Genomic DNA, 25,753 nt, shown 5'->3' with positions numbered 1-25,753 from the left:
GGCCGCCCTTCCAGACGGTGGGGGCGAAGTCGCCCTCGGAGAGCTCCAGGGTCTTCGCCACGTCGTCCAGCTCGGTGACCGGACGGGCCACCGGAGGTCGGCTGGACCGGTGCCGGACGGGCGGGGGCGGTCTGCCGACCCGGGCCGGGCAGGGAGGCACCACCGCGCTCGCCCGCCACCTCGCAGCGGATCTGCCAGCGCCCGCCCAACTCCTCGTAGAGCGCGTCGGTCAGCACCGCGGCGTGGTCGGACAACATCTTCGCCAGCACCGACGACTTGACCGTCACCACCAGCGTGTCGCCGTCCAGGTCCCGCACGACCGCGTCGCGCATCAGCGCGGCGATCTTCTTGTGGCTCCGGTTGACCTTGCCGACCACCTCGGGCCAGGCCCGGCGCACCGCCACCGCGTCCAGCGCGCCGGGCGCCTCGGCACCGGGTCGCGGCGGCGCGGGGGTCGACGGGTCCGGCATGACGGCCGAGGGCGGCACGGCACGACGTGGAGCCGGGCCGCCCGCCGGAGCGGCCGACGCGGGTCCGGTCGGTGCCGGGACGGAGTGCGGCGTGGGGCCGGCCGGTGCCGGGGCGACGTGCGGACCGGGGGCAACGGCAGCCGCGTCAGCGGTCGCGCTGGTGGACGGGGGCGCCGCGGTGTCGGGCCCGGTCGCCGCCGGCGTGCCGGCGGTCCCGGCCGGGATCGCGGCGGCAGCCGCGGGCGGGGCGGGAGGCTGTGGGCGTACCGCCGGGGGGTGGTCGGCGGGCGCGGGACCGGCGGCGGCCGACGGCGCGTCGGTGCCGGCGAGGGTGAGCCGGCGCTCCATCCGTTCTAGGCGCTGGAGCAGGCCGCCCGTCGAGTCGTCGGCGCCGGGCAGCAGCATCCGGGCGCAGATCAGCTCCAGCAGCAGCCGGGGCGCGGTGGTGCCACGCATCTCGACCAGGCCGTCGTGCACGATGTCGGCGCAGCGGGACAGGGTGCCCGGGCCCAGGCGCTGGGCCTGGGCGGCCATCCGCTCGATCTGGTCGGCCGGGCCGTCGATCAGCCCCTTGGCGGCGGCGTCCGGCACCTGCTGGAGCACGATCAGGTCACGCAGCCGCTCCAGCAGGTCGGAGGCGAACCGGCGGGGATCGTGCCCGGCCTCGGCCACCCGGTCGACGGTGGCGTACGCGGCAGCCCCGTCCCCGGCGGCCAGCGCGTCGCACATCTCGTCGATCAGCGCCGAGTCGGTCACGCCGAGCAGCGCCGCCGCCCGGGCGTAGGTGACGCCCTCCGGCCCGGCGCCGCCGATGAGCTGGTCGAGCACGGAGAGGCTGTCCCGGGCGCTGCCGCCGCCGGCGCGCACCACCAGCGGGAACACCGCGGGCTCGACCTGCACGCCCTCGGCCTGGGTGAGCTGCTCCAGGTACGGGCGGAGGGTCTTGGGCGGGATCAGCCGGAACGGGTAGTGGTGGGTCCGCGACTTGATCGTGCCGAGGACCTTCTCCGGCTCGGTGGTGGCGAAGATGAACTTGACGTACTCCGGCGGCTCCTCGACCAGCTTCAGCAGAGCATTGAAGCCGGCCGACGAGACCATGTGCGCCTCGTCGATGACGTAGATCTTGAAGCGGCTGCTGGCCGGCGCGAAGAACGCCTTCTCCCGCAGCTCACGGGCGTCGTCCACGCCACCGTGGCTGGCCGCGTCGATCTCGATGACGTCGATCGAGCCACCGCCGTCGACGGCGAGCGAACGGCACGACCCGCACTGGCCGCACGGCTCCGGTGTGGGGCCCTGCTCACAGTTGAGCGAGCGGGCCAGGATCCGGGCGCTGGAGGTCTTGCCGCACCCGCGAGGGCCCGAGAAGAGGTACGCGTGGTTGAGCCGCCCGCTGCGCAGCGCCTGCGACAACGGCTCGGTGACGTGCTCCTGCCCGATGACCTCGGCGAAGGTACGCGGCCGGTACTTGCGGTAGAGCGCCAGTGCCACCCGTCCCGCCTCCTCTCGACCGAGCCATTCTGCGCCGGTCGGGCGCGGGTGACCACCCACCACCCCGTGACCTGACCCGCAGAGACGCTACCGGCACCCGGAGACAGAAAGGCCTCCCGTGCACCCGGCAGAGCTCGCTTATCCTTGCTGCCTTCCGGCCCTGGGGAGGTTCACGAGGTACCGCCGCACGGGAGGTGACTCCACCCTACCCGACGGCCGGGCGATCTCCAGGGGGTGGTGGGGTGGGCGCGGCCGCGAGGTCCTGTACCCTGTTCGACGGAGGATTCGCCTAGAGGCCTAGGGCGCACGCTTGGAAAGCGTGTTGGGTTTACACCCTCACGAGTTCGAATCTCGTATCCTCCGCTCTCTTGAGCAGCAAGGGCCGGTCCCCGCGGGACCGGCCCTTCGTCGTACCGCGGACATTCCGGGTGGCCCTTAGGCTGTGGGGGTTCGCCGGGAGCCGACCGTCCCAGGTGACGTGTACGACGCCGAAGGGCCCGGAATGAGTTACCAGCTCAGCGCGGTGATCGCGGACACCGACCTGCTTCGCGAGGAAACCGGCGACCTGGACCACGCCGTCCTGGGCGAATTGCGCCAGGACTTCGCCCTGCTGCCCGTGACGCCGCTCCTGGTGGAGGAACTGACCGGGTCGCCGCCGGACTTCACGGTCGAGGATCTCGGGCCGGCGCACCCGTTCACGCTGGTGCTCTCTCCGCCGTTGACCGAGGTGCTGGTCCGCTGGTCGCGCCGGGGCCCCGTGGCGTACGTCGAGGCGGAGTTCTCCGGCGGGGCCGGGCACCAGGCGGCGGCGGTCTGGCTCGGCGGCACGATGTCCTGGGGGCCACGCTTCGACGCCGCGTTCGACAGTCCACGCGACGACTGGCCGATCAACGGCGCGCTCGTCGAACTGGGTGTCGAGCCCGGCGCCTGGATCGACCCCTTCGCCGAGGTGGGCCTGCACGTGGAGCGGAGCACGGAGGGCTGGCTGGCCCACGGGCGCCGCCGACTGAGCGCCGACTACTGGGACGAGCTGGCCGAGGAGTGGGAAAAGCGGCAATCTCCCGCCGGGCAGCAACCTGAGGGCGGCGGTCCCGTTGGGGACTGGGGGATTCCATGAAATTGCGACAATTCGCGTTCATCGCAACACTGCTGACGGCTGCCTGGATCTCGGGCAGCGGTGCGCGTACGCCCACGTTGCCCCGGCCCGGTGAACCCATCGGGACGAGCGAGGTGGTCGACCTCAACGGGCTGCGGAACGTCGAGTTCGGCGACACCGAGGACGAACTGACCCGACGGGGCATCCTGCGGACCGACGTCGACGCGTGCGGGCCCGCGCTCGCCGGTCACGACACCGTGAGCCCGATCTTCGTCGACGACCGGCTCGTGCTGCTCTGGCTGGGCGACACGGTGGGCACGCCCGAGGGCGTCACCACCGGCACCCCGGTGACGGATGTCCAGGCCCGCTATCCGGACGTCCGGGTCCTCGACGCCCCGCCGGGCACCTACCGGTTCGACGGACTGCTCGCCCGGCAGGGCGACCGGGCGTACCTGTTCCTGCACGACGGAGACGTGGTCCGCAAAATCATCGCCGGGTACGCCGACTGGGCCGAGCGCCTCTTCGCCGACGGCCACAGCCCCTGCTGACACAGGGGGCACGACAGCGGTGTGACGACGAGAACGCCCGGCCGATCCTCGCGGACCTGCCGGGCGTTCTCGCTGTTCACGAGCGGTGGCGGCGGGATTTGAACCCGCGGAGGGCGTAAACCCTCACACGCTTTCGAGGCGTGCTCCTTAGGCCACTCGGACACGCCACCGCCGAGTAGGCTACAGGACCACCGGTCCGGACGCCGAACCGGTATGCCGCCCGCTGGCCTGGCAGGATCTTTGGCATGAGTACGCACATCGGCGCGAAGCCGGGAGAGATCGCTGAGCGGGTCCTGATGCCGGGCGACCCGCTGCGGGCCAAGTGGATCGCGGAGACCTACCTCGAGGACGCCCGGTGCTACTCGACGGTCCGCGGCATGCTGGGCTTCACCGGCCGCTGGAACGGCGTCGAGGTCTCCGTCCAGGGCTCCGGCATGGGCATGCCCTCCGCCTCCATCTACGCCCACGAACTGATCAACGAGTACGGCGTGAAGTCGCTGATCCGGGTGGGCTCCTGCGGAGCTCTCAGCGAGGACCTTCAGCTGCGGGACGTGGTGGCGGCGATCGGGTCGTCCACCGACTCGAACATGAACCGGATGCGCTTCGACGGACTGATCGACTACGCGCCCGTCGCCGACTTCGGGCTGCTGCGCACGTCGGTCGAGGTGGCCGAGCGGCGCGGCATCACCATGCGGGTCGGGCCGATCCTGGCGGCGGACGCCTTCTACTCCGACCGCCCGGACCTCTACGACACGCTCGCCGACTACGGCGTGCTGGCGGTGGAGATGGAGTCGGCGGCGCTCTACACGATCGCGGCGCGGTTCAAGGCCCGCGCGCTCACCATCCTGACGGTCAGCGACCACATCAAGACCGGCGAGAAGACCACGTCGCAGGAGCGTGAGCAGACCTTCAGCCAGATGGTCGAGATCGGCCTGGACACCATCATCGCCTGACCACCCGTCAAGAGGGGCCCCCTGCTGTGCGCCAGGCGTTGGCAGGGGGCCCTTCCTTGTGTGGCCGCGATCACCGGCAAAAACTATACGACCGGTCGTGCTTATTGATTACGCTGCTGCCATGACAGTCGACGGCCGCGTAGCGCGGGGCGACCGCACCCGCACCGCCGTGCTGGACGCGGCGGTGGTGCTGGCCTCGGAGGTCGGCCTCGACGGGCTCTCCCTCGCACGGCTCGCGGAGACGCTCGGTGTCAGCAAGTCCGGCCTCTTCGCCCACTGGCGTTCCAAGGAGGCCCTCCAGCTCGCCACCGTGGACCGGGCCGTCGAGCAGTGGCAGGAGCGCATCATCGGACCGGCGTTGCGCGCGCCCCGCGGGGTACGCCGCCTCTGGGCGCTGCACGACGCCCGGATCGCCTTCTACGCGGCACGGGTGCTGCCCGGCGGGTGCTTCTTCGCCACCACCGAGTTCGAGTTCAACGCCCGACCCGGCCCCGTGCGGGACCGGCTCGCCGAGGTGTTCGAGCGGTGGATCGCGTTTCTCCAGCGCCTCGTCGGTGAGGCGGTGGAGGCCGGCGAACTCCCCGCCGACGTGGACGTCGCGCTGCTGGCGTACGAGATCGACGCTCTCGGTGTCGCCGCCGCCATGCGGTCCCGGCTGCTGGACCCGGAGACCGCCTACCGACTCGCCCGTCACGGCGCGCTGGCCCGCCTCCGCGCGCTGTGCCCCGATCCCACCCTGCTACCGGAAGGCCCGTGATGAGCAACGCCACCATCGAGCAGCCCGCCGTCGAGTTCGGCCACGTCGAGCGCGTCCCCGTGCACTTCGACGACCTCGACGCCCTGGGGATCCTGCACAACGCCCGGTACGCGGTCCTCCTGGAACGTGCCCTCACGCCGTACTGGGCGGACCGGGGGGTGTCCTACCAGGGTGGGCGGACCAGCGCTCCGGACGTGTTCCACGCCGTCCGCGAGTTCACCATCACCTACCGGACCCCGATCACCGGGACCGGGCCGGTGGCGGTGCACTTCTGGCTCGAACACTTCGGCACCAGCAGCGCCGAGTACGCCTTCCAGTTCCGTTCGGTGGACGGTCGCACCCTGCACGCCGAGGGTCGGCGGGCCATCGTCCGCCTCGACCCCGCGACGCTGCGACCCACCGCCTGGACGGAGACCGGTCGGGCCGTCGCGGCGACCCTGCTCCGACCCGCGCCGGCCGGGCTGACGGCGGACCAGGGCCGCTAGGGGCCGGGCCGGCTGCCGGTTCAGCGGAAGAACGCCCGGAGCACCGCCGCGCTCTCGGCCTCCAGCACCCCGCCGTAGACCTCCGGACGGTGGTTGAGGCGACGGTCGCGCAGGACGTCCCAGAGGGACCCGGCCGCGCCGGTCTTGGGCTCCCACGCGCCGAAGACCACGGTGGAGACCCGGGCCAGCACCAGGGCGCCGGCGCACATCGTGCACGGTTCCAGGGTCACCACCAGCGTGCAGCCGTCCAGCCGCCACCGGCCCAGGCGTTCGGCGGCGCGGCGCAGCGCCAGCACCTCGGCGTGCGCGGTCGGGTCACCGGTCAGCTCCCGTTCGTTGCGTCCGACCGCCAGCTCGACGCCGTCCGGCCCGTAGAGCACCGCGCCCACCGGCACGTCACCGGCGTCGCCCGGGTCCGCCGTCGGCAGGTCCGGCCCGGTGACGGCGACCTCCAGGGCCCGGCGCATCCAGAGATCGTGCCGCAGCCGGCGACCGGCGCCGGCCGGGTCTGCCAGGCCCTCGTCGGCACCGGGGCCGAACCGACCGGTCCGACCGGGCGTGGGCTGGCCGGGCCGCACGGTCTCCAGCGCCGGGTCGGTGGCATCGGCCGGCTCGCCGCCGCCGGTCGGGACGGGTCCGCCGGGCTCAGACCTCACGCAGCTCCTCGATCTCGTCGGCGCAGCCGAGCACGGCGGAGATCTCGGCGGTGACGTCCGCGGGCATCATGCCCTCGTGACCGCAGAGCTTCAGCAGCTTCTGCGCCGAGATGCCCAGGTCGGCGAGGATGTCGGCGTCGCCGACCGGGTCGGCCTCCGGGTCCACGGCGGGCTGCTCGCTGTCGTCGTCGCCGGCCGCCGGACGGGCCTCCTCGGTCTCGTCCAGCCCGGTCACCGAGGTCTTGAGGTCACCCACGAGCAGGGCACCCAACCGGGACTCCTCCGCGTACGCCGAGTCGGAACCGAAGACCCGCAGGTCCTCCCCGTCGTCGAGCCGCAGGATCACCAGGTAGGCGTCGTCCGCCTCGACGAACAGCACCGACAGGTCGGCGTCCACGTCGACGTCACGCAGGCGGTCGGCGACCTCCTCCAGGTCGGTCACACCGCGCAGGCTCACCTCGGAAGCGGTCCAGCCGCTCTCGTCGCGCACCACGGCCGCCGCGAAGTACGACACGGTCCCCCCAAAATGCCTCGGCACCAGCACGCCGATCCGTTACGCGTGCACGTTAGCCGGTCCGATCGGCAGGCGAACGGTCAACGCCCCGAAGGGCTCGTCAATCATGGGAAAGTCGGGTGATCAGCCCGCGACCCGGCGGCGCGTGGCGATCAGCTGACGCAGCTGCTCGGTGCGCAGGCGACGCGGTCGGTCCCGTTGGCGTACCGCCCTCGCACCGGCCAACTCGGCGAGGAGCTGCTGGCGACGGCGGCTGCGCTCGGGGTCGAGCCGCGGAGTGGTCCAGGCCATACCGCCGAGGGTGCCGAGTCCCGACCGCCACGTCAAGATGGGCTTCGTGCCGCAGCCGGACCACCACAGAACGCAGTGGCCGGGCCGCCGCACAGGGCTCGGCGAGGCGGCCGGACCGGTGTCACCAGAGCGGCCAGTCGCCGCTGGTCGCCCAGCGCACGGCCACCACCGCCGCCGCGATGCTCCAACCGCCGGCCGTGACGATGGCGATGCCGGCGGCCACTCCCCGGTCGCCGAAGCGGACCAGCAGCAGTGCGACCAGCCAGGCCAGCCCACCGGCGAGGACGGTCCACCAGGCGTACCCGGTCACGCTCGTGCCGAGCAGCCCGAACAGGAGCAGCCAGGCGGCCGCGCCGGCTCCGCCGAGGGCGACGCCCGCGCCGGTCACCGGGTGCGGTTCCCGGTAGGTGGGCCGCGACGGGGGGCCGGACGGGAAGAGACCCGAGGGGGTACGCGGGCGGAAGTCGGGATACGAGTGGGGCGTGAACGGCTGACCGGCCACCGTCGCTCCTCCCGCGGTAGGGACCTTCGTCCACCGTACTGGTTCTGTCAGGATGATCCGATGCCCCCGCCGCCGATCGGACGCCGTCGCGCGTACCCGGTCCTGCTGTTGCTCGTGCCGCTGGTGGCCGCCGCCTGCGCGACGACCCGTCCCGGGGCGACGCCGGGCACCGCCTCCGGACCCCCGGACACCCCGGCCACCGCCGCTCAGCCGGGCCCGACGGGCGCCGCGACCCCGGACCGTCCGTCGGCCGCGCCGACCCGCGCCGGGGCTCCCCACGTCTTCCCGGTACGCGCCGGCAAGGTCGACTACCATCCGACCCACTCCGCGTACCCGGGGACGGACATCTTCGCCGACTGCGGCGTACCGGTCGTGGCGGTGACGGACGGGACGATCCTGGAGGTCAGCCGGGTCGACCGGTTCGACCCGCGCGGCCCGCGCGGGCCGCACAACGGGGGTTTGTCGGTGTCCCTGCTCGGCGACGACGGGGTGCGTTACTACGGCTCGCACCTGACCGAGGTCGCCGCCGGCATCGACGCCGGGGTGCGGGTCCGGTCGGGGCGGCAGCTCGGGACGGTCGGTCGCACCGGCAACGCCAACAACGTGTGCCACCTGCACTTCGGCATCTCCCCGCCGTGCACCGGTCAGGACGGCTGGTGGATCCGACGCGGCGTCGTCTGGCCGGCGCCCTACCTGGACGCGTGGCGCCGGAAGGTCGACCGGGAGCCGGCCGCCGAGGTGGCCGCCTGGCACCGCCGGTACGGCTGCCCGAAGGCACCGGGCACGGCCCGGTAGCCGTCCGGCCCGCACCGTCCTCAGAGGAGCGGGCCCGGTCCGCGGATTTTCCGACATACGTGCTTCATCGACCGGAAACATTGACGCAGGTCTTGCCTCTGAGTTAGCGTCCCGCCTCAAGAGAGCGCTCTCTGAGGCAACTTTCCTCACAATTCCGACTCAGCGACGCGCCCGGCCGGACCGGGCGCCCCGCGATGGAGGCACCGTGAAACCTCCCGCGTCACACCGCAACCGGACCCTGGCCGCCACCACCACCGCCCTGGCCCTCGTCCTCGGCGGGCTGGCCGTCGTCCACACCACCCCGGCTGCGGCTGCCACCGTCGGCGCCGGCAGCTACACCACCGACCGGGTCGGCCCGCTCCCCGCCGGCTGCGGGGACCTGTCCACCAACCCCCGCCAGTTCGTCACCGCCGACGCTCCGGCCGGTCCCGTCCCCACCAACGACTGGTGGTCGTCCCTGCTGTGGAAGAAGACCAACTGCGCGTACAGCGAGCCGCTGCACGCGCACCCCGTCTCCTACCAGCCGTTCAGTGACGGCCTCGGCTTCTCCGCCACCTCCACGCCGACCATCACCGGCACGGCGACCGGCGTCGGCGAGTACAAGTACGCCTACGCCGAGGACATCCGCGTCGGCGTGGCCGCGCTCGGCGCACCGGTCGTCAAGGTGGACGGCTGGACCGACTGGACGGTCACCCCGTACTGGGGCGACGGCGTCCGCACCATGCGTGCCACCATCGGCCACGGCCTGCCGTTCACCTACTTCCGCACCACCGGCGGCGCCGCGCAGATCAACCCCACCGGTGGCAGCCCGACCATCTGGACGAACAGCGGCTCCACCATCGGCTTCACCGTCCGGGGCCACGACTACGTCGCGTATGCCCCGACCGGCGCGAGCTGGACGGTCAGCGGTGGCCGGATCACCTCCGACCTGGCCGGCAGGGGCTACTTCTCGGTCGCCCTGCTGCCCAGCCAGGGCCTCGACGCCACCGCCCGGGCGCAGCTCGCCACCACCTTCGGCACGTACGCGCACGCCCACGTGACCGGCACCCAGGTTTCCTACGCGTACGACCAGGCGGCCGGCCGCGTCGACACCACGTACGCGTTCACGACGACGCCACGGGAGGGGACCGCCAGCCGGACGGTGGTGAGCCTCTACCCGCACCAGTGGAAGTCGCTGACCGGCTCCACCCCGCTGGCGCAGACCTACCCGTCGGCGCGGGGCCGGATGAAGGTGCTCACCGGTGTGAACCAGTTCCGCACGTCCATGCGGTTCCAGGGGGTGCTGCCGGAGGTACCGGCCGTCGCCACCGGCACCGGGGCGGACCTGGCCACGCTGCGCAGCCACCTGGCGGCGGTGCGGGCCAACCCGATGGACCAGCGCGGCGGCGACACCTACTGGACCGGCAAGGGACTCGGACGGGCCGCCCGGATCGCCGAGATCGCCGACCAGGTCGGTGACACCGAGACCCGTACGGCGGCGTTGAACGCCATCCGCACCACCCTCAACGACTGGTTCACCGCCACGCCGGGCGAGGCCGCCAAGATCTTCTACTACGACCGGAACTGGGGCACCCTCATCGGCTACCCGGCGTCGTACGGATCCGACCAGGAACTCAACGACCACCACTTCCACTACGGCTACTTCATCGCCGCCGCCGCGACCCTGGCCAAGTTCGACCCGGCGTGGGCGAAGCAGGAGCAGTACGGCGGCATGGTCGACCTGCTGATCCGGGACGCCAACAACTACAGCCGGACCGACAACCGCTTCCCGTACCTGCGCGACTTCGACATCTACGCCGGCCACGACTGGGCGTCCGGGCACGGCTCCTTCGCCGCCGGCAACAACCAGGAGTCGTCGTCCGAGGGCATGAACTTCGCCAATGCCCTCATCCAGTGGGGACAGGCGACCGGCAACACGGCCGTGCGCGACGCGGGCGTCTTCATCTACACCACTCAGGCGGCGACCATCCGCGAGTACTGGTTCGACGCCGACAACGAGAACTTCCCGGCGGCCTTCGGGCACTCGACGGTCGGCATGGTGTGGGGCGACGGCGGAGCGTACGCCACCTGGTTCAGCGCCGAGCCGGAGATGATCCAGGGCATCAACATGCTGCCCGTCACCGGCGGCCACCTGTACATGGGCCAGGACCCGGAGTACAACTCGGTCAACTACGCCGAACTGGTTCGCAACAACGGCGGGGAACCGACCGTGTGGCAGGACATCCTCTGGCAGTTCCTCGCCCTCGGCGACCCGGACGCGGCGCTGACGAAGCTGCGGGCCAATCCCGGGTACGTCCCGGAGGAGGGGGAGAGCCGCGCGCACACCTTCCACTGGGTCCGCAACCTCGCGGCGCTGGGCACCGTCGACACCGGTGTCACCGCCAACCACCCGCTGGCGGCGGTGTTCACGCGCAACGGCGCACGGACGTACGTCGCCAGCAACATCACGTCCGCGCCGCTGACCGTGACGTTCTCCAACGGCACCCGGGTGGACGTGCCGGCCGGCCGTACGGTCGCCACGGGCGCGGTCACCTGGAGCGGCGGCAGCGCCGACGGAGGCGTACCGCCCACCACCACGCCGCCCACGACGGCGCCCCCCACCACGGCGCCCCCGACCACCGCGCCGCCCACGACGGCGCCGCCGACCACGGCGCCCCCGACGACTCCTCCGCCCACCACCCCGCCCCCGACGCCGGACTCGCCGACGCAGTACCTGCTTCCCAGCGGTCGCATGGGAGCGTCGGGAAGCGCCGCGACGGTCACGGTGGCGAGCGCGGGCGGCACCAACCACGACGGCACGCCGACCAACGCCCAGGTGTTCACGGCCACCGGCCTGGACCTGGCGTACGCCGGCGGCCAGACGACCTTCGACCTGTTCCTCGACGCCGGCGGCGCGGTCGGCAACGGGGTCCAGGCACGGGTCTCCTACGACCTGACCGGTGACGGGAGCTGGGAACGGGTGGAGACGTACCGCTACTTCGCCACCGATCCGGTCCCCGGCTTCGAGCACTACACCCAGAACGCGGGGCTGCTCTCCGCCACCGGCACGCTCGGCAGCCTGTCGAACGGCACGGTCAGGGTGGAGGTCTGGTCGGCCATCGGGGTCAACCCGACGACCCTCGGTATCGGCGACAAGTCCCTCGTGAAACTGCCCCACTCCTGATCCGCACCACCACCCGTCCTGCGCCGCCGGTCGTCCCCCGACCGGCGGCGCAGGCGCGTAGGTTGGGTGGTCATGAGCGCCCGGGACCCCATCGCCGATCTGCGCCGGATCGCCTTCCTGCTGGAACGGGCGAACGAGGCGACGTACCGGGTGCGTGCCTTCCGGTCGGCGGCAGCCGCGCTGGCCGCACTGCCGGCTGCCGAACTGACCGAGCGGGCCCGCACCGGGAAGCTCACCGAGCTGTCCGGGGTCGGTGACGTCACCGCCCGTTGCGTCGCCGAGTCACTGGCCGGCGAGGAGCCGGTCTACCTGCGTCGCCTGCTCTCCACCGAGGGCACCGACCTGGACGCGGCGGCGACCGACCTGCGTACGGCGTTGCGCGGCGACTGCCACACCCACTCCGACTGGTCCGACGGCGGCTCCCCGATCGAGGAGATGGCGCTCGCGGCGGTCGAGCTGGGCCACGAGTACCTGGTGCTGACCGACCACTCGCCGCGCCTGAAGGTCGCCCGGGGGCTGACCGCCGACCGGCTGCGCCGGCAGCTCGACCACGTGGCACAGGTCAACGAGGCACTGCCCGAGGGCTTCCGGATCCTCACCGGCATCGAGGTCGACATCCTCGCCGACGGCTCACTGGACCAGGACGAGAAGCTGCTGGCCCGTCTCGACGTGGTGGTCGGCTCGGTGCACAGCGGACTGAACGAGGAACGCGGGAAGATGACCCGGCGGATGCTCGCCGCGATCGCTCACCCGCACCTGGACATCCTGGGCCACTGCACCGGACGGATGGTGTCGTCGCGTCCGGCCGGCGTGAAGGGCCCCGGCGACCGGGCCCACCGGCCCCGGACGCGGGCCGAGAGCGACTTCGACGCGGACGCGGTCTTCGCCGCCTGCGCGGAGCGGGGCGTCGCCGTGGAGATCAACTCCCGTCCGGAGCGGCAGGACCCGCCGAAGCGGCTGATCCGCCGCGCGCTGGAGGCGGGCTGCCGATTCGCCATCAACACCGACGCGCACGCCCCGGGCCAGCTCGACTGGCAGCGGTTCGGCTGCGAGCGGGCCGCGTTGTGCGGCGTGCCAGCCGACCGTGTCGTCAACACCTGGTCCGCCGAGGACCTGGTCGCCTGGGCCGCTTCCCACGCCTGACCCCGCCCCGTTAACAGGGGGCCCTTCCTCTACCGGAGGCGTTAAGAGGGGGCCCCTCCTTACACCCGGGCGGCGGGGACGGCGGGCGTGGCGACGCCGGCCGGGGTCGGGGTCCGGCGGCGGCCGACCAGGCCCTGGGAGACGGCGACGCCGAGGAGGACGACCAGCGCGCCGACCGGCTGGTGCCAGGTCATCCGCTCATCGAGCACGACCGCGCCGACCAGCACCGCGAAGAGCGGGATCAGGTACGTGACCATGGAGGCCGTGCTCGCCCCCGCGACCCGGATGTTGCGCAGGTGGATCACGAAGGCCAGGCCGGTGCCGAGGGCGCCGAGGGCGACCACGCTGGCCAGGACCTCGGGCGACAGTGCTGTCGGCACCGGCGGCGCGCCGGCGACCAGCGGCGCGACCACGGCGAGCTGGGCCGCCGCCATCAGGAGCTGGGCCGCCGAGAGCGAGACGCCCGAGAGCGCGCTGCCCGCGATGAACTTCTTCTGGTACGGGATGGCGACGCCGTAGCAGGCCGCCGCGGCGAAGCACAGGAGCTGCCCGGTGAAGTGGGCGCCGCCGACGCCCTCCCACACGCCGAGCACCACCAGCACACCGGCGAAGCCGAGCGCGAGCCCGGTCGCGCTGCGGGCCGTCAGCCGCTCGGTGCGGAACACCAGGACCGCCATGGGCAGGACGACCAGCGGGGTGGTCGCGTTCCAGATGCCGGCGAGCATCGACTCGACACGTTGCTCGCCGTAGCCGAAGAGGGTGAAGGGAATCGCGACGCCGAGCGCGGCGATCACGAAGAGATGCCCCCAGACGCGGGGCTCGCGGGGCAGCCGGTCGCGCAGCACGGCGAGCACCACCAGCAGCGTCACCGCGCCGGCGGCGACCCGGTAGAGGGTGAGGTGCAACGGGTGCAGCTCCGCCACGCCGACCTTGATGAACAGGAAGCTGGATCCCCAGATCGCGCCCAATGCGACGAAGCCGGGCAGCCAGCTCCGCAGCGCCGCCCGGTCAGGGGTCAAGTCGGTGGTCACCCCTGACACTCTGCACCTGGGGTACGACGAAGTCTCGCGCTTTTCGGCCACCGTGTCCTCCGCCACAGAAACCGCCTACGCGGGTGACGCGTTGACCACCCCGAGGAGGTGCACCCATGGTCATCGACCCTGCCGACCTGCTTCCCTGTACACCGCAAACAGGGTCGACAACCGGCCTGTGGAGTCCCGTAGGGTCGCAGCGTGGGACGAATCGATGACATCGCGAACCGGTACGTGGCCGACTGGGCGCCGCTGAGCCCGACCGGCGCCACCTACGTCGGCATCGCCGGCTACGACGACAAACTCGACGACCTGTCGCCGGACGGGTACGCGGCCCGCGCCGAGCTGACCCGGCGGACCGTCGCCGACCTCGACGTGACGGAGCCGGAGTCCGAGGCGGAACGGACCGCCCAGGAGGCCATGCAGGAACGGCTCGGCCTCGAACTGGCCCGGTACGACGCGGGCGAGTCGACCAGCGAGGTCAGCGTGATCACCAGCGGGCTGCACGACCTGCGCTCGGTGTTCGACCTGATGCCGACCGACGGTGCGGACGCCCAGGCCAACATCGCGGCCCGCCTCAACGGGTTCGCGGGTGCCGTGGAGGCGTACAAGACGACGCTGCGCGAGGAGGCCGCGGCCGGGCGGGTCAGCGCGAAGGCGCAGTTGCTGGAGGTCGCCAAGCAGTGCGACATCTGGGTCGACCCGAACGGGGACAACTTCTTCCACGGCCTGGTCGAGCGGTTGGGCGTCGACGGCACCCTCGGTGCCGAGCTGCGCCGGGGAGCGGCGGCGGCCACCGCGGCGACCGCCGAGTTCGGCCAGTTCCTCCGCACCGAGTTGGCGCCGCGGGGGCGGGACAAGCAGGCCGCCGGTCGGGAGCGCTACGAGCTGGCCTCGCAGTACTTCCTCGGCGCCAAGGTCGACCTCGACGAGACGTACGCGTGGGGGTTCGAGGAACTGGCCCGCCTGGAGGCCGGCATGCGGACGGTGGCCGCGCGGATCGTCGGCCCCGGCGCGACGATCGACGAGGCCGTCGCGGCTCTGGACGCCGACCCGGCCCGGACCATCCAGGGCAAGGAGGCGTTCCGGGACTGGATGCAGGCCCTCGCCGACAAGGCGATCAGCGAGCTGCACGGCACGCACTTCGACATTCCGGAGCAGGTCCGCCGGATCGAGTGCTGCCTCGCGCCGACCAGCGACGGGGCCATCTACTACACCGGTCCCAGCGAGGACTTCTCCCGGCCGGGTCGCATGTGGTGGGCGGTGCCGCAGGGCATCACCGACTTCTCGACCTGGCGTGAGGTGACCACGGTCTACCACGAGGGCGTGCCGGGTCACCACCTCCAGGTCGCGCAGACCGCGGTCCGGGCCGAAAAGCTCAACCGCTGGCAGCGGCTGCTCTGCTGGGTCTCCGGGCACGGCGAGGGCTGGGCACTCTACGCCGAGCGGCTGATGGACGAGCTGGGCTACCTGGAGGACGCGGGCGACAAGCTCGGCATGCTCGACGGGCAGGCGTTCCGGGCCGCCCGGGTGATCGTCGACATCGGCATGCACCTGGAGCTGGAGATCCCGCGGGACAACCCGTTCGGGTTCCACCCGGGTGAGCGGTGGACGCCGGAGCTGGGCTGGGAGTTCATGCGGGCGCACTGCCGCGTGCCGGACGAGAACCTGCGCTTCGAGCTGAACCGGTACCTCGGCTGGCCGGGCCAGGCCCCGTCGTACAAGGTGGGCGAGCGGATCTGGTTGCAGGCCCGGGAGGACGCGAAGGCCCGCAAGGGCGCCGACTTCGACCTCAAGGAGTTCCACCGGCAGGCGCTCGACCTGGGTTCGCTCGGGCTCGACCCGCTGCGCAAGGCGCTGGGCCGGCTCTGACCGGAGAGGGTGGTGCGGGGCCGGTGGGACGGCCGGCCCCGCACCCGGTGGTGGTGGAGCGAGGTCAGTCGAGCGTCAGCTTCAGCTTCGGCCGTGCGGTGAGCACGTCACTGGTGACGAACGCCAGGTCGATCACGGGGTCGGTGAAGGTGACCGGGAACGGCACCGTGATCGGGATACCCCCGGGGATCGGCAGGTCCGGGGTCAGCGTGATCTTGATCCCGAGCAGCCGTCCGACGAACCGGGTGGCGTAGAAGGCGACGTCCCCCTTCACCGTCAGCCGGTCGGTGGCGAACCGCATGGTCCGGCCGGCCGGACCGGGTGAGGAGAGCAGGAAGTCGTCGGTGACCGCCCGGTCCATGCTGAACTTCAGCACCTTCAGCGTGCCGTCGGCCGTCGGCAGGTCGACGATGCCCTCGAACCGGAGCGCGGTCATCGTCACCTTCGAGCCGGTCAGCTTCGACGGCGTGGCCGCCACGACCGGCTGGCCCGGGTCGGCGGCTATCCGCGGCAGCACCCTGCCCTCATCCTTCGGGGCGGGACGGCTGGGCTCCGGCTTCGGGGTGACGCATCCGGGGGCGGCGGTGGCCGACGGACGGACGGGCCGGCCGGTGGCGCCAGGACGCCCGCTCGGCGTGGCGGACGGGGTCGGTTCCGCCTTCTCCGGCTCGTCGGTGTTCCGCCCGCCGCCGAAGATGTCCCCGATTCCGTCGAGGATCTCCTCGATCAGGCCGCCGTCGTCCCGGTCGGAGTCCGCCGACGGGGTGGGGCTCGGGGTGGGCGGGCTCGGGGTGGCGCTGGGCGTACCGCTCGGGGTCACGGTGCCCGACGGCGGCCGGACCGGGCAGGAGGGCCGCGCGGGGGCCGCGCTGACCGGCGTCGCGTCCGGTACCGCCAGCGCCACCGCGGCGGAGAGCCCCAGCAGGGCGAGCAGGACCGCGAAGAACCGGGGTCCGCGCGAGCCGGGCCCGGCGGCCTCGGGCGCCACGCCGGGCCCCTCGTCGTACGCGGGAGGCGCCTCCTCGCCCACCCGGGACGTCGGCACGGGGGATCCGGGGCCGTCGGCCGGGTCGGTCGGCGCCTCGGCGGCGGCGCCCGGGGTGTCGACCCTGGCGTCCGGGGTCCAGGCGAAGCCGAGGGCGCTGCCGACCATGCCGAGCAGCAGGCCGATGAAGAAGCCGCCGAGGTTGACCCCGATGAGGGAGAACAGCGCGGTCACCGAGGCGACCACCGCGTAGAAGACGCGTTGCTGCGGGCTGAACCACATGAGCAGCCCGCAGGCCACCAGGATGGTGGGGATCAGCCAGGAGAGGAAGCCGGTCGGTCCCATCTGAAAGGACAGCCCGCCGAGCGACATCTGGGTGGTGCCGAAGATCTCCAGGCCGGCCAGGGCGGTGAGCAGGCCGCCCCAGAACGGGCGGACCCGCCGCCAGCGGCGGAAGCCGCGCCACGCCTCGGCGAGCCGGCCGGACCGGGCGTGCTGCGGTTGCGTGGTCGTCACGTACGTCTCCTGCGCCGGGGTGAGGGGATGAGACCGGGACGGGCCCGCGGAGCGTGCCTTCTCCGCGGGCCCGGGTCAGCTCAGAAGCATTCCTTGGCTTCCGCGCCGACGTTGACCTTGAGCTTCAGGCCGTTGAGGGTGAACGTCCCGGCGTGGGTGGAGCGGGCCACCTGGCGCAGGCCCTTGATGGAGACGGTGTCGGCCTGCTGGCCGAACGCCTTCCGGTCGCCGACGGCGCCTCCGGGCCCGCCCTTGAGCGTCGAGGCGTCCTGCCCGATGTTGATGTTCTTGAACTCGGCGTCGCCCTCCAGCGAGTCCATGTCGATCAGCAGGCCGCTGGCGGTGGCGGGTTTGCCGCCGCCACCGGCGTTGATGGTGAGCACGACGGGCGCGCCGGGCACCTTCACCGACTGGCAGAGGTCGTAGAGCTTCGCTTCGCGGATGCCGGACACGGCCACCGGGTGCCGGGTGCCGTCGCTCTCCTCGGCGATGCCGCCGTACTGGACGAAGCCGGTGCCGCTCAGCTCGGAGGCGGAGACCTTGAACGTCTGGCCGGAGACGGCGAACGATGCCGCGATCGCGCCGTTGGACATGCCGAAGACGATCGCCCCGGCGACGGCGGTCGCGGGCACCATCATGGCGGCGAAGCGCCGCCACCGGGTACGACCCGGGTTCTCGATCGGATCATGCACGGATTCCTCCTCGGGGTGGTGGATCATCGCGCGGGTAGCCGGTCGTTGCGGAGGCGACGGACCGCACCGGACGACGTCGCCTGTTACCGGCGGGTAACGAACGTGCGATGATGGTGCACCCCTGAGGCGCACGTCACAAGCCCTCCCCTACCTGCCGGTAACGCTGGACGGCGGCTGTGAGCGGAAGGCATTACGGACGGCGATGTGGATCATCGCTTGACAGCCAAGACGAACAATCCAAAGCGGACACAAGGTGCGGATGGCCGCCACGGAGAGTTGCCAAAACATCGATGCATAACAGTTCGATAACGGACACTGAATGTGTATTTGTAAAGCACGGAGGGGTGGACCGTGGCGGTCCACCCCTCCGTCGTGCGTGCGACTCAGCGTACGGTCAGCGCTTCTCCGCCTCGTCGGTCGCGGAACGCTGGGCAGGCACCGACGGGTCGTCGTCGCCCTTCCAGTTGGTCGACGCCGGCGGAATCTCGTCCTCCAGCACACCGCCGGACGGCTCCGTCCTCGGCTGCTCCACGGTCGCGGTGTCGTCGTGCACCGGCTCCTGGTCCACCCGGGTCGGGGCGGGGTCGGCGACCGGAGCCGTCTCGGCCCGGTGCCGCGCCTCCCCGGCCACCGCCGGAGCACTACGCCGGCCCACCAGCAGCCCGACGAGCATCAACACGACGCCGAGCAGGGCGGCACCCGCCGGGGCGAACACCCCGAGCAGCGTCAGGCTGTCGCGGCTGTCCTTCGCCCGCGCCACCGACCCCTTGACCGTCTCCTCGTTGTACGCGAAGTCCGCGTTCAGCAGGTCCACCGGCGCGCCGGTGTTCGGGACCAGCGTCTTGCGCTGCACCTCACGCACGTTGAGGAAGGAACCGGAAACCGGGTCGACCCACACCGTACGGGTGTTGCTGTACTTCACCTCGCCGGCCGTCGCACCCGGCGCCAGCTTCGGCAGCAGCAGCGCGAGCCGGTCCGCCGGCAGGTTCAGCGTCTCCTCGGAGATCACCTGCTCGAAGCGGTACGCCTCGATGCCCTGGATGTCCTCGGTGCCCTTGAACTCGGCCGTCCGCTTGGCCCGCAGGTCCCGATCGAAGATCTCGTACGTCTTCTTCTCGGTGTTGAACGGGAACTTGTAGATCTGCCCGGAGAAGTTGACGTCCTGCCGGGTACCGGAGTCGTCGAGGTACTCCTTCTCCCAGTCCAGGGCGGCACCGGAGACCCGGTCCAGCGCGAGAGCGGCACCGTACGCGCTGACCAGCTCCTTCCGGTCGGTGCGGTCCACGGTCTGACCGACCTCCCAGACCACCGCCTTGCCGTCCAGGGCGCCGGTCAGCTCGCTGGTCGCCTTCGGGTTCGGCGACACCAGCACCGTCGACTTGAGGTCGGCCTGGTTGATCTCGATGTTGCCGTCGGCGATCTGGAGGAACGTGGCCCCCTTCGCCTCGGCGACCGAAGTGGTGGGCTTCAGATCGTAGGGCAGCTTGGTCATCGCGGGCTTGACGATGAACACCAGTCCGGCGGCCAGCGCCAGGAGCAGTACGCCGCCGCCGAACAGCACGGCACCGATGGCGCGGTGCTTCATGTTTCCTCCCTGGAGGAGCTAATTTTCGCCGCTGTCGATCAGTGAGATGGCCGGGAGGTTACTACTCGGTCACATAGCAACGCGACCCCCGGTCAGCTCTGTTTTTCCGCCGCGCCACCCGGTATGGGACCGGTCCGGCGCAGGACGATCAGGAAGTTCCACGCCACGATCTCGCGTACGCCGGGCACGCGGATCACCCAGCGCGCCCACCACGGGTGGTAGCGGGGCAGCGCGTCGACCACCTCGACCTGACCGCTCGACCGCGCCCAGCGGATCGTGTCGGAGATCGAGGTCGGGAAGAGGGTCTCCCGGAAGCGGTTCTTCGGCGGCCGGCCGTTGCGACGCTCGTAGCGACGCGCCGCCCGGTCCCCGCCGAGGTAGTGCCAAGGTGCCGTCTCGTGCCCGCCCCACGGCGACAGCCAGGGCGTGAACGAGACGAAGAGCGTGCCACCCGGGCGGGTCACCCGGACCATCTCGTCGAGCAGGCGGGCCGGCTCCGCCACGTGCTCCAGCACGTTGGACGAGAACGCCACGTCGACCGCGCCGGACCGGACGGGAAGGGCGGTGCCGCTGCCCCGCAGCATCCCGGCCGACTCCCCGGCCTGGGCGAAGTCCCCCACGTCGGGGTCGAGCCCGACGTACGTCGCCCCGGCCTCCCGGAAGGCCGCCGCGAAGTACCCGGGACCGCCGCCGACGTCGAGCACGGTGCGCCCGGCCAACGGGGTGTACCCGGAGACCTGCCGGACGGAGTCCGCGGCGAGCAGCCCGTAGAACCGGTCCGGATCGGTCTGCTCGACGAGGAAGGCCTTGAAGAGGGCCACCGAACGGTCGAGCGTGGCGAACCGGCGACGGTCCGTCCGTTCCCCGACCACGTCGTGTGCCGTACTCATCGCGCTCCCGTCCCGCCGTCGTCCCGAGGCGTGCCCGGCGTCACATCATCCGGGTCGGCCGTCTCCGGCCGCACGCGGGGTGGCTCCTCGTCGCCGGTGGTGGGACGGACCCCGGGCACCGGCACCACGGCGGCGACCACCGCGCCGACCGCGACCAGCATCGCGCCCTGCACCCACGGGCCGTACGCCCACTCCTGGCCGTGGCCCTGCAGACGTCCCGCCACGGCGCCCACGGTGGCGACCGTGATCCCGCCGAACACCACCACCGGCAGGGCCCGCACCGCAAGTTGCCGCAGCAGCATTGCCGCCAGCACGATCGCCACCGGCAGCACCCCGCCCAGCACGGCCAGCAGCGCCACCAGCAGCGCGCCGACGAACCAGCCCGGTGCCTCGGCGGGGAGCGCCGGCCCGGCGGGCACCCGGCGACGCACCGGCAGCGCCGCCAGCACCAGCACGGCCAGCGCGGTCAGCGCACCGACCGCCAGGCTTCCCCGGTACGCGCGGTCCGGCGCGAACACCAGCCGCACCTCGCCCGCCGCGCCGGCCGGCACCACCCACGCCTGTTGCCAGCCGTCGACCCGGGTCGCGGTCAACGCGCGGCCGTCCAGCGTGGCCGTCCAGCCGGCGTTGGCGTTCTCCGGTACGACGAGCAGCGCCTCGTCGCCCGCGCCGATCCGCACCCGTCGGTCGGTCGGGTCCCAGTCGAGCACCGAGACCTCCCGCTGCCGGGGCGGGGCGCCGGCACGGTCGGGACGCAGCGAGGCGTCCTGCACCAGGAAGCCGGCCGACGGCGTGGTCACCAGGCGCTGCCCGCCGGCCGGGAGGTCCAGCACCGCACCGGTCGCCCCGCACACGGTGACCGGCACCGGCCGGCCGGCGACCACGTCGGCGAGGGTGGCCTGCACCGCGGTGTCGTACCGCACCCCGGCCACCTCCACCCGCGGACCGGCGCCGCAGCGCTCGACGACCCGCGCGGTGCCGGGCACCGGGCGGAGCAGATCGGCCAGGGCCGGGATCTCCACCTCGGCCACACCGGTGGTGGCGGTCCAGTCGCCGCGCCGGTCGGCCACCCGCGTGGCGCTGTCGAGCACCGCGATCTCGATCCGGTCGGTCCGCACGGCGGGGAACCGGACCCATCCGTCCGCGCCGACCGGCAGCTCCCGGGTGACGCCCCCGGCGCGTACCTCCACCCGCTCCGGCACCGAGCCCACCGGCACCACGGCCGGGCGCAGTCGCAGGCCGTCGACGCGCCGCGCCCCGGACCAGCTCAACCGCAGGGTGGGACGCAGGTCCCCGGCGTCGGCGAGCCAGGCCGTGCCCGGATCGCCGTCGACCGCCGCGTACGCCGCCACCGCCGGGTCACCGGCCAGGTGGGACGACGCGGTCGCCGCCACCGGCACCCCGGTCAGCGTGACCGGACCACCCGGTCGGGGCACGGCGGTCAGCGCCATCCGGTACGTCCCGGCGGCCGGGCTGCGGAACAGCCGGTCGAGGCCGAGCGGCTCCTCGCCGACCCGGGCGAGGAAGCGGTCGCACCGGACCACGGTCTCACCGACCGGAGCGTCCCCGCGCGAGCCGGCGGACGGTCGGGTCGGCACGCACGCCGGCCGGTCGGCCGGTCCACGGCTGAACGACCAGGCGACCGGGCCGGCGAAGTCGTTCGGCAGGTCGGCGGGCACGCGCAGGGCCCGCCGCGGCTCGGTGTCCGGGATGGACAACTCCCGGATGCCGACACCGCCGTCGACCCGCCCGCCGGCCACCTCCACCACGGTCACCCGGATCCGGCTCGTCGAGCCGGGCAGCGTGTAGTAGGGGTGGGCGCCGAGGGTCTGGGCCACCTCGTGCTCCACCGTTCCCCGGTCGGTGGAGAGCCGGAAGCGGGTCACCGGCCAGCCCACCGCGAGGTCGTTGACGAAGGCCAGGGACACCTTGTCGACCTGGCGCGGGGTGTCCAGGTCCACCTCCAGCCACTGCCCCACCGGGCCGCCGAGGGGCGCCGAGTGCCAGGCGGTGGCGTTCTCGCCGTCGACGGCGGCGAAGGGCAGGTGCGAGGGATCGGCGGGGGTGAGGGCGTCCACGAAACTCGCCGCCGACGACGCGGTCACCGCCCGGACGCCCTGGTAGGTGGCGACGGTCTGGTGCCGGCCCGCGGAGAACGGCAGCAGGTCCAGGGCGACCCGTCGCTGCCGGCCCGCCTCGTTCGCGGTCAGGGTCTGGCTGAGGTTGTCCCGCACCCGGCCGATGTCGCGCTCCCGGCGGCGCAGCCCGTCGGTGACGATCCACGTGTCGCCGGTGCCGGCGCGCTCGGTCCCGGCCGCCGGCCGGTCACCGGCCAGCACCACCGGGCGGTTCCGCTCGACGAGTCCCTGTTCGAGCAACGGCAGCAGGGACTCCGGCCCACCGCTGACGGTCGGCACGTCGGCGGTCAGCACCGCGGCGGCGACCGGCACGTCCCCCCGCACCTCGTACACCTCGACCGCCGGCAACTGACCGGCGTCGTCGTCGACCGGGCTGCCCGGCGTACTCCCGAAGCGGGTGGTGGTGCCGAAGGACGCCACGCGGGTGATCCCGGGCGACTCGGCCAGGGCCCGGCGCAGCACCCCGACCGGGGGGGCGTCCACCTGCGTACGGTCGATGTCGTTGCGCAGCACCACGTGCCGGAACCCGGCACGGGCCAGGAAGTCGGCCAGGCCGGCGGACCCCCGGCCGCCGGCCAGCACGGCCTCGACGGTGTCCATCATCCGGGTGTTGCCCGCCGACCCGAGCGGGATCTGGTGGCGGACCGCCCACGGGGCTCCGGCCAGGGCCTGCAACGGCTCGTCGATCGACCGGCCCCACTCGTACTGGCCGAAACTGGAGCCGGGCACCATCAGCGTGCGGGCCAGTGCGTCCCGCTCGGCCAACCAGGTCGCCGTCGCCCGCCAGTGCGCCGGCAGGTCCGACCAGCCCGGGCCGGGTCGCAGGAGCCCCAGCCAGGCCGGCGCGGCGGCACCGAGGACCAACAAGAGCACCGGTACGAACACCAGGGGTCGCAGGCGCAGGCCGGGGCGGCGGCGGGCGGTGGCGTGGTGCAGTCGGGTGACCCACGCGTCGACGCCGTGGGCGAAGCCCAGCATCAGCGGCAGCCGCAGCACCGGGTCCAGCTTGTGCACGTTGCGGAACGGCGCGAGAGGCCCGTCCAGGAGGTTGCGGACCTGCTCCGAGACCGGGCTGTCGAGGCTGCCGACGTAACCCACGGTGAGCAGGGTCAGCCCGGTGAGGAAGCCGAGCACCAGGAAGCGGCGCTCGGGCAGCAGGTTGCCGGCCAGCCCGGCGAGGCCGATGAGCGCCACCACCGCGGTGAGCGTCATCAGCACCGGGTCGTCGATCAGCATCCAACCGGCCGGCCACCACGGGTCGCCCTGCACGATGTACGCGACCCACTGGTTGGTGCCCCGTACGCCCTGGAACAGCGAGGCGACCGCGGTGGTGGTGGTGGACGACTCGATGTAGTCCAGGAACGGCAGGCTGTACTCGCCGAGCAGCAGCAGCGGCACGATCCACCACAGGCTGACCGCGACGACGCAGACGCACCACCAGCCGACCAGCCGCAGGTGGTCGGCGTCCCAGCGGCGGCTGAGCAGCCACACCCCGGGCAGCAGCAGGGCGAGCAGCACCACCGCCGCGTTGATGCCGCCCATGCCGAGCACGGCCAGCGCGGACAGCGCCGCCGCCCGTCGTGGCGAGCCGATCCGCCGGACGGTGACCAGGGGCAGCAGCACCCAGGGCAGCATCGCGGCGGCGAGCGTCTCGGAGGACAGCGCCCCGATCTCGGTGAGGATCCGCGGGGCCAGCGCGTAGCCCAGCGCCGCCGCGTACCGGGTGGGTTCGGTGCCGACGTCCAGCGCGCGGGCCAACCGCAGCAGCCCGTAGAACGCGGCGGCGAGCAGCAGGGCCATCCACAGCCGCTGGGTGATCCACGGCGGTACGCCCAGCAGTTGACCGCCGGCGAAGAAGGGCCCCATCGGGAACAGGTAGCCGTACGCCTGGTTCTGCAGCTCGCCCGAGGTGGCCTCGGGGTTCCACAGGTGCAGGGCACGCGCCATGAAGTGCACCGGGTTCGCGGCCAGGTCGAGCTTGGTGTCGAAGGTGACCTGGCCGGGCCGCTGCACGAACGCGAGAACGGTGAGCAGCAGCAGCGACAGGGCCGTGCCGGGTGCCTCGCGTACCGCCCGCGCGAGCCGGCGCGCCGGCCACGGCCACGACCGGGTCACCGGCGGCACTCCGGCGGCAGGCAGCTCAGGTCGGCGAGCGCGGAGAAGAAGATCTGGCGGATGCCGCTCGGCTGCTCGGTACGGAACACCTGCCCACCGGTCACGGTCGTGATGGCGTTCAGCTCGTCCGGGTCGACGTCACGACCCAGGCCGATGAACACGATCGGCAGCGGCCGGCGCGGGTCCTGCAACTTCGCCAGCTCGGCGAGGAACGCCGCCCGCCCGATGCTCTCCTCGTCCTCGTTGCGGCCGTCGGTCATCACCAGTACCAGGTTGATCCGGCCGGGCGTCCAGTTCCGCCGGGCGTCCCGGTAGGCGGCGAGCGTGGTGTCGTACAGGCCGGTGCCGCCGCGCGGCTTCACCCGTACCTCCGCCAGCCGCTCGGCCAGGCGTTGCCGCTGCGCGCTGGTCAGCGGGCCGACCGGCAGGATCTCGCGATGGTCGCGATCGGAGTCCACCCGGGTGGAGAAGACCCACACCCCCAGCTCACTGGTGTCCAGTAGCAGGCCGGAGCCCTCCCGGGCGGCCTTCAGGGTGGCGCCGAGGCGCGTCTCGCCGCCGGACACCCGGGCCGCCATCGAGCCGGAGATGTCGAGCACGGTGAGGATGCGGGCGCTGCGCTGCACACCGCTCCACCCGGTCAGCAGCTCGGTGACCACGTCCTCGGCGGGCAGCGGCGTGGGGCGCAGTTCCTCGGCACGCAGCCGGCCGTCCCGGGGGATCGCCGGTGGGAAACCCGCCGGGGTGCGGAAGCCGAAGCCGGCCAGGATGTCCCGGGCCCGGGTGGTGAGCAACTCGGCCAGCAGCCGGCTGGCCGCGTCGCGGACCGCGTCCCGCGCGTTGGGCAGGACCGCGTACGGCAGGTCGAGGGCGGGGACCGCCACCTCCGGGTACGCGCCGACCAGTTTGGCCGGACCGGCCAGCGCGTTGTGTTCGAGTACCGCCTGCTCGGTGGTCGCGACGGCGTCCGCGCGTCCCGGCAACCGCTGTCCGGGCACCAGCGCCGACCCCTCGTTCGGAGGCGCGAACGTCCGGCCGGCGAGCCGTCGCAGCGCGGCCGTCACCGCG

General features: G+C 72.8%; 19 protein-coding genes, 2 tRNA genes, 1 other RNA gene and 2 pseudogenes. 10 read left to right on the top strand and 14 right to left on the bottom strand.

Translation table 11 applies throughout. The features are described from left to right. Both AB0I76_RS03810 and ffs read right to left on the bottom strand, forming a co-directional pair. On the bottom strand, window positions 1-1,958 hold a 1,958-nt coding region (locus tag AB0I76_RS03810), incomplete at its 3' end, for a DNA polymerase III subunit gamma and tau (protein ID WP_357029542.1). A 107-nt stretch (window positions 1,959-2,065) separates the two neighbouring features. Then, window positions 2,066-2,155: signal recognition particle sRNA small type (gene ffs / locus AB0I76_RS03805), an RNA gene on the bottom strand. 81 nt (window positions 2,156-2,236) lie between these two features. Here ffs and AB0I76_RS03800 point away from each other — a divergent pair. The 3 genes from AB0I76_RS03800 (at window position 2,237) to AB0I76_RS03790 (ending at window position 3,602) form a co-directional block, all read left to right on the top strand. Next, window positions 2,237-2,321: transfer RNA gene (locus AB0I76_RS03800), tRNA-Ser, on the top strand. A 139-nt stretch (window positions 2,322-2,460) separates the two neighbouring features. Then, window positions 2,461-3,075, top strand: a complete 615-nt coding sequence (locus AB0I76_RS03795) for a hypothetical protein (protein WP_357029540.1) — start codon at window positions 2,461-2,463, stop codon at window positions 3,073-3,075. 32 nt (window positions 3,076-3,107) lie between these two features. Continuing rightward, window positions 3,108-3,602, top strand: a complete 495-nt coding sequence (locus tag AB0I76_RS03790) for a hypothetical protein (RefSeq protein WP_357029549.1) — start codon at window positions 3,108-3,110, stop codon at window positions 3,600-3,602. Window positions 3,603-3,685: 83 nt separating this feature from the next. Here the strand turns inward: AB0I76_RS03790 and AB0I76_RS03785 are convergent. Further along, window positions 3,686-3,772: transfer RNA gene (locus AB0I76_RS03785), tRNA-Ser, on the bottom strand. Window positions 3,773-3,847: 75 nt separating this feature from the next. On the opposite strand from AB0I76_RS03785, the gene deoD reads away from it, so the two are divergent. The 3 genes from deoD (at window position 3,848) to AB0I76_RS03770 (ending at window position 5,797) form a co-directional block, all read left to right on the top strand. Continuing rightward, on the top strand, window positions 3,848-4,555 hold the full coding sequence (deoD, locus tag AB0I76_RS03780; protein ID WP_357029537.1) for a purine-nucleoside phosphorylase: 708 nt from the start codon (window positions 3,848-3,850) through the stop codon (window positions 4,553-4,555). Window positions 4,556-4,676: 121 nt separating this feature from the next. Further along, entirely contained in the window at window positions 4,677-5,312 is a 636-nt protein-coding gene (locus AB0I76_RS03775; protein ID WP_357029533.1) for a TetR/AcrR family transcriptional regulator, read from the top strand. After that, window positions 5,312-5,797 carry a thioesterase family protein gene (locus AB0I76_RS03770; RefSeq protein WP_357029531.1) on the top strand — a complete coding sequence of 162 codons (486 nt, stop codon included), beginning with the start codon at window positions 5,312-5,314 and terminating at the stop codon, window positions 5,795-5,797. The genes AB0I76_RS03775 and AB0I76_RS03770 overlap by 1 nt, the downstream gene beginning before the upstream one ends. A gap of 20 nt (window positions 5,798-5,817) precedes the next feature. On the opposite strand, the gene AB0I76_RS03765 is transcribed toward AB0I76_RS03770, so the two are convergent. From AB0I76_RS03765 to AB0I76_RS03750, 4 genes are all read right to left on the bottom strand, one after another. Next, the gene (locus tag AB0I76_RS03765) at window positions 5,818-6,264 is read right to left on the bottom strand and encodes a nucleoside deaminase (RefSeq protein WP_357029545.1); all 447 of its coding nucleotides are present in this window, start codon (window positions 6,262-6,264) and stop codon (window positions 5,818-5,820) included. 178 nt (window positions 6,265-6,442) lie between these two features. Further along, the gene (locus AB0I76_RS03760) at window positions 6,443-6,967 is read right to left on the bottom strand and encodes a tRNA adenosine deaminase-associated protein (RefSeq protein ID WP_357029528.1); all 525 of its coding nucleotides are present in this window, start codon (window positions 6,965-6,967) and stop codon (window positions 6,443-6,445) included. A 123-nt stretch (window positions 6,968-7,090) separates the two neighbouring features. Then, window positions 7,091-7,258, bottom strand: coding sequence for a hypothetical protein (locus AB0I76_RS03755; RefSeq protein ID WP_357029524.1), 168 nt, complete (start codon window positions 7,256-7,258; stop codon window positions 7,091-7,093). 121 nt (window positions 7,259-7,379) lie between these two features. After that, window positions 7,380-7,760 carry a hypothetical protein gene (locus AB0I76_RS03750; RefSeq protein ID WP_357029521.1) on the bottom strand — a complete coding sequence of 127 codons (381 nt, stop codon included), beginning with the start codon at window positions 7,758-7,760 and terminating at the stop codon, window positions 7,380-7,382. A gap of 60 nt (window positions 7,761-7,820) precedes the next feature. Here AB0I76_RS03750 and AB0I76_RS03745 point away from each other — a divergent pair, with 60 nt between their 5' ends. The 3 genes from AB0I76_RS03745 to AB0I76_RS03735 all read left to right on the top strand — a co-directional run bounded on the left by AB0I76_RS03745 (window position 7,821) and on the right by AB0I76_RS03735 (window position 12,861). Continuing rightward, window positions 7,821-8,555 (top strand): peptidoglycan DD-metalloendopeptidase family protein, encoded by a 735-nt coding sequence (locus AB0I76_RS03745; RefSeq protein WP_357029518.1) that lies wholly within the window; start codon window positions 7,821-7,823, stop codon window positions 8,553-8,555. Window positions 8,556-8,760: 205 nt separating this feature from the next. Then, window positions 8,761-11,718: a glycosyl hydrolase gene (locus AB0I76_RS03740; protein ID WP_357029515.1), complete on the top strand. Its 2,958-nt coding sequence runs from the start codon at window positions 8,761-8,763 to the stop codon at window positions 11,716-11,718. A gap of 72 nt (window positions 11,719-11,790) precedes the next feature. Continuing rightward, window positions 11,791-12,861 carry a PHP domain-containing protein gene (locus AB0I76_RS03735; protein WP_357029512.1) on the top strand — a complete coding sequence of 357 codons (1,071 nt, stop codon included), beginning with the start codon at window positions 11,791-11,793 and terminating at the stop codon, window positions 12,859-12,861. On the opposite strand, the pseudogene AB0I76_RS03730 reads toward AB0I76_RS03735, so the two are convergent. After that, window positions 12,744-13,892, bottom strand: a pseudogene (locus AB0I76_RS03730) (DMT family transporter); the annotation flags it as partial. The gene AB0I76_RS03735 and the pseudogene AB0I76_RS03730 sit on opposite strands and share 118 nt — an antisense overlap. Before the next feature lie 201 nt (window positions 13,893-14,093). On the opposite strand from AB0I76_RS03730, the gene AB0I76_RS03725 reads away from it, so the two are divergent. After that, entirely contained in the window at window positions 14,094-15,764 is a 1,671-nt protein-coding gene (locus AB0I76_RS03725) for a DUF885 domain-containing protein (RefSeq protein ID WP_357029509.1), read from the top strand. Between the two features lie 64 nt (window positions 15,765-15,828). On the opposite strand, the gene AB0I76_RS03720 is transcribed toward AB0I76_RS03725, so the two are convergent. From AB0I76_RS03720 to AB0I76_RS03695, 6 genes and pseudogenes are all read right to left on the bottom strand, one after another. Next, window positions 15,829-17,265, bottom strand: coding sequence for a DUF6114 domain-containing protein (locus AB0I76_RS03720; protein WP_357029506.1), 1,437 nt, complete (start codon window positions 17,263-17,265; stop codon window positions 15,829-15,831). A gap of 80 nt (window positions 17,266-17,345) precedes the next feature. Further along, a complete protein-coding gene (locus AB0I76_RS03715; protein WP_357029503.1) occupies window positions 17,346-17,984 on the bottom strand; it encodes a DUF6230 family protein in 639 nt (212 codons plus the stop codon). Window positions 17,985-18,351: 367 nt separating this feature from the next. After that, entirely contained in the window at window positions 18,352-19,542 is a 1,191-nt protein-coding gene (locus tag AB0I76_RS03710; RefSeq protein WP_357029500.1) for a DUF3068 domain-containing protein, read from the bottom strand. A 92-nt stretch (window positions 19,543-19,634) separates the two neighbouring features. Next, window positions 19,635-20,432, bottom strand: coding sequence for a class I SAM-dependent methyltransferase (locus AB0I76_RS03705; RefSeq protein WP_357029497.1), 798 nt, complete (start codon window positions 20,430-20,432; stop codon window positions 19,635-19,637). Continuing rightward, on the bottom strand, window positions 20,429-24,685 hold the full coding sequence (locus AB0I76_RS03700; RefSeq protein ID WP_357029494.1) for an alpha-(1->3)-arabinofuranosyltransferase: 4,257 nt from the start codon (window positions 24,683-24,685) through the stop codon (window positions 20,429-20,431). Before AB0I76_RS03700 ends, AB0I76_RS03705 begins: the two co-directional genes overlap by 4 nt. After that, a pseudogene (locus AB0I76_RS03695) lies at window positions 24,682-25,753 on the bottom strand (VWA domain-containing protein); the annotation flags it as partial. The gene AB0I76_RS03700 and the pseudogene AB0I76_RS03695, both read right to left, overlap by 4 nt.

The sequence above is a fragment of the Micromonospora sp. NPDC049799 genome (assembly GCF_040656655.1).
Lineage (GTDB): Bacteria > Actinomycetota > Actinomycetes > Mycobacteriales > Micromonosporaceae > Micromonospora.
This window is presented reverse-complemented; position numbering and strand designations above follow the sequence as displayed.

Bases quoted from the DNA above. Each gene is read 5' to 3' on its own strand.
- AB0I76_RS03795 (WP_357029540.1), top strand. From the start codon at position 2,461: ATGAGTTACCAGCTCAGCGCGGTGATCGCGGACACCGACCTGCTTCGC.
- deoD (WP_357029537.1), top strand. From the start codon at position 3,848: ATGAGTACGCACATCGGCGCGAAGCCGGGAGAGATCGCTGAGCGGGTC.
- AB0I76_RS03775 (WP_357029533.1), top strand. From the start codon at position 4,677: ATGACAGTCGACGGCCGCGTAGCGCGGGGCGACCGCACCCGCACCGCC.
- AB0I76_RS03770 (WP_357029531.1), top strand. From the start codon at position 5,312: ATGAGCAACGCCACCATCGAGCAGCCCGCCGTCGAGTTCGGCCACGTC.
- AB0I76_RS03765 (WP_357029545.1), bottom strand. From the start codon at position 6,264: ATGCGCCGGGCCCTGGAGGTCGCCGTCACCGGGCCGGACCTGCCGACG.
- AB0I76_RS03755 (WP_357029524.1), bottom strand. From the start codon at position 7,258: ATGGCCTGGACCACTCCGCGGCTCGACCCCGAGCGCAGCCGCCGTCGC.
- AB0I76_RS03745 (WP_357029518.1), top strand. From the start codon at position 7,821: ATGCCCCCGCCGCCGATCGGACGCCGTCGCGCGTACCCGGTCCTGCTG.
- AB0I76_RS03735 (WP_357029512.1), top strand. From the start codon at position 11,791: ATGAGCGCCCGGGACCCCATCGCCGATCTGCGCCGGATCGCCTTCCTG.
- AB0I76_RS03715 (WP_357029503.1), bottom strand. From the start codon at position 17,984: ATGATCCACCACCCCGAGGAGGAATCCGTGCATGATCCGATCGAGAAC.
- AB0I76_RS03710 (WP_357029500.1), bottom strand. From the start codon at position 19,542: ATGAAGCACCGCGCCATCGGTGCCGTGCTGTTCGGCGGCGGCGTACTG.
- AB0I76_RS03705 (WP_357029497.1), bottom strand. From the start codon at position 20,432: ATGAGTACGGCACACGACGTGGTCGGGGAACGGACGGACCGTCGCCGG.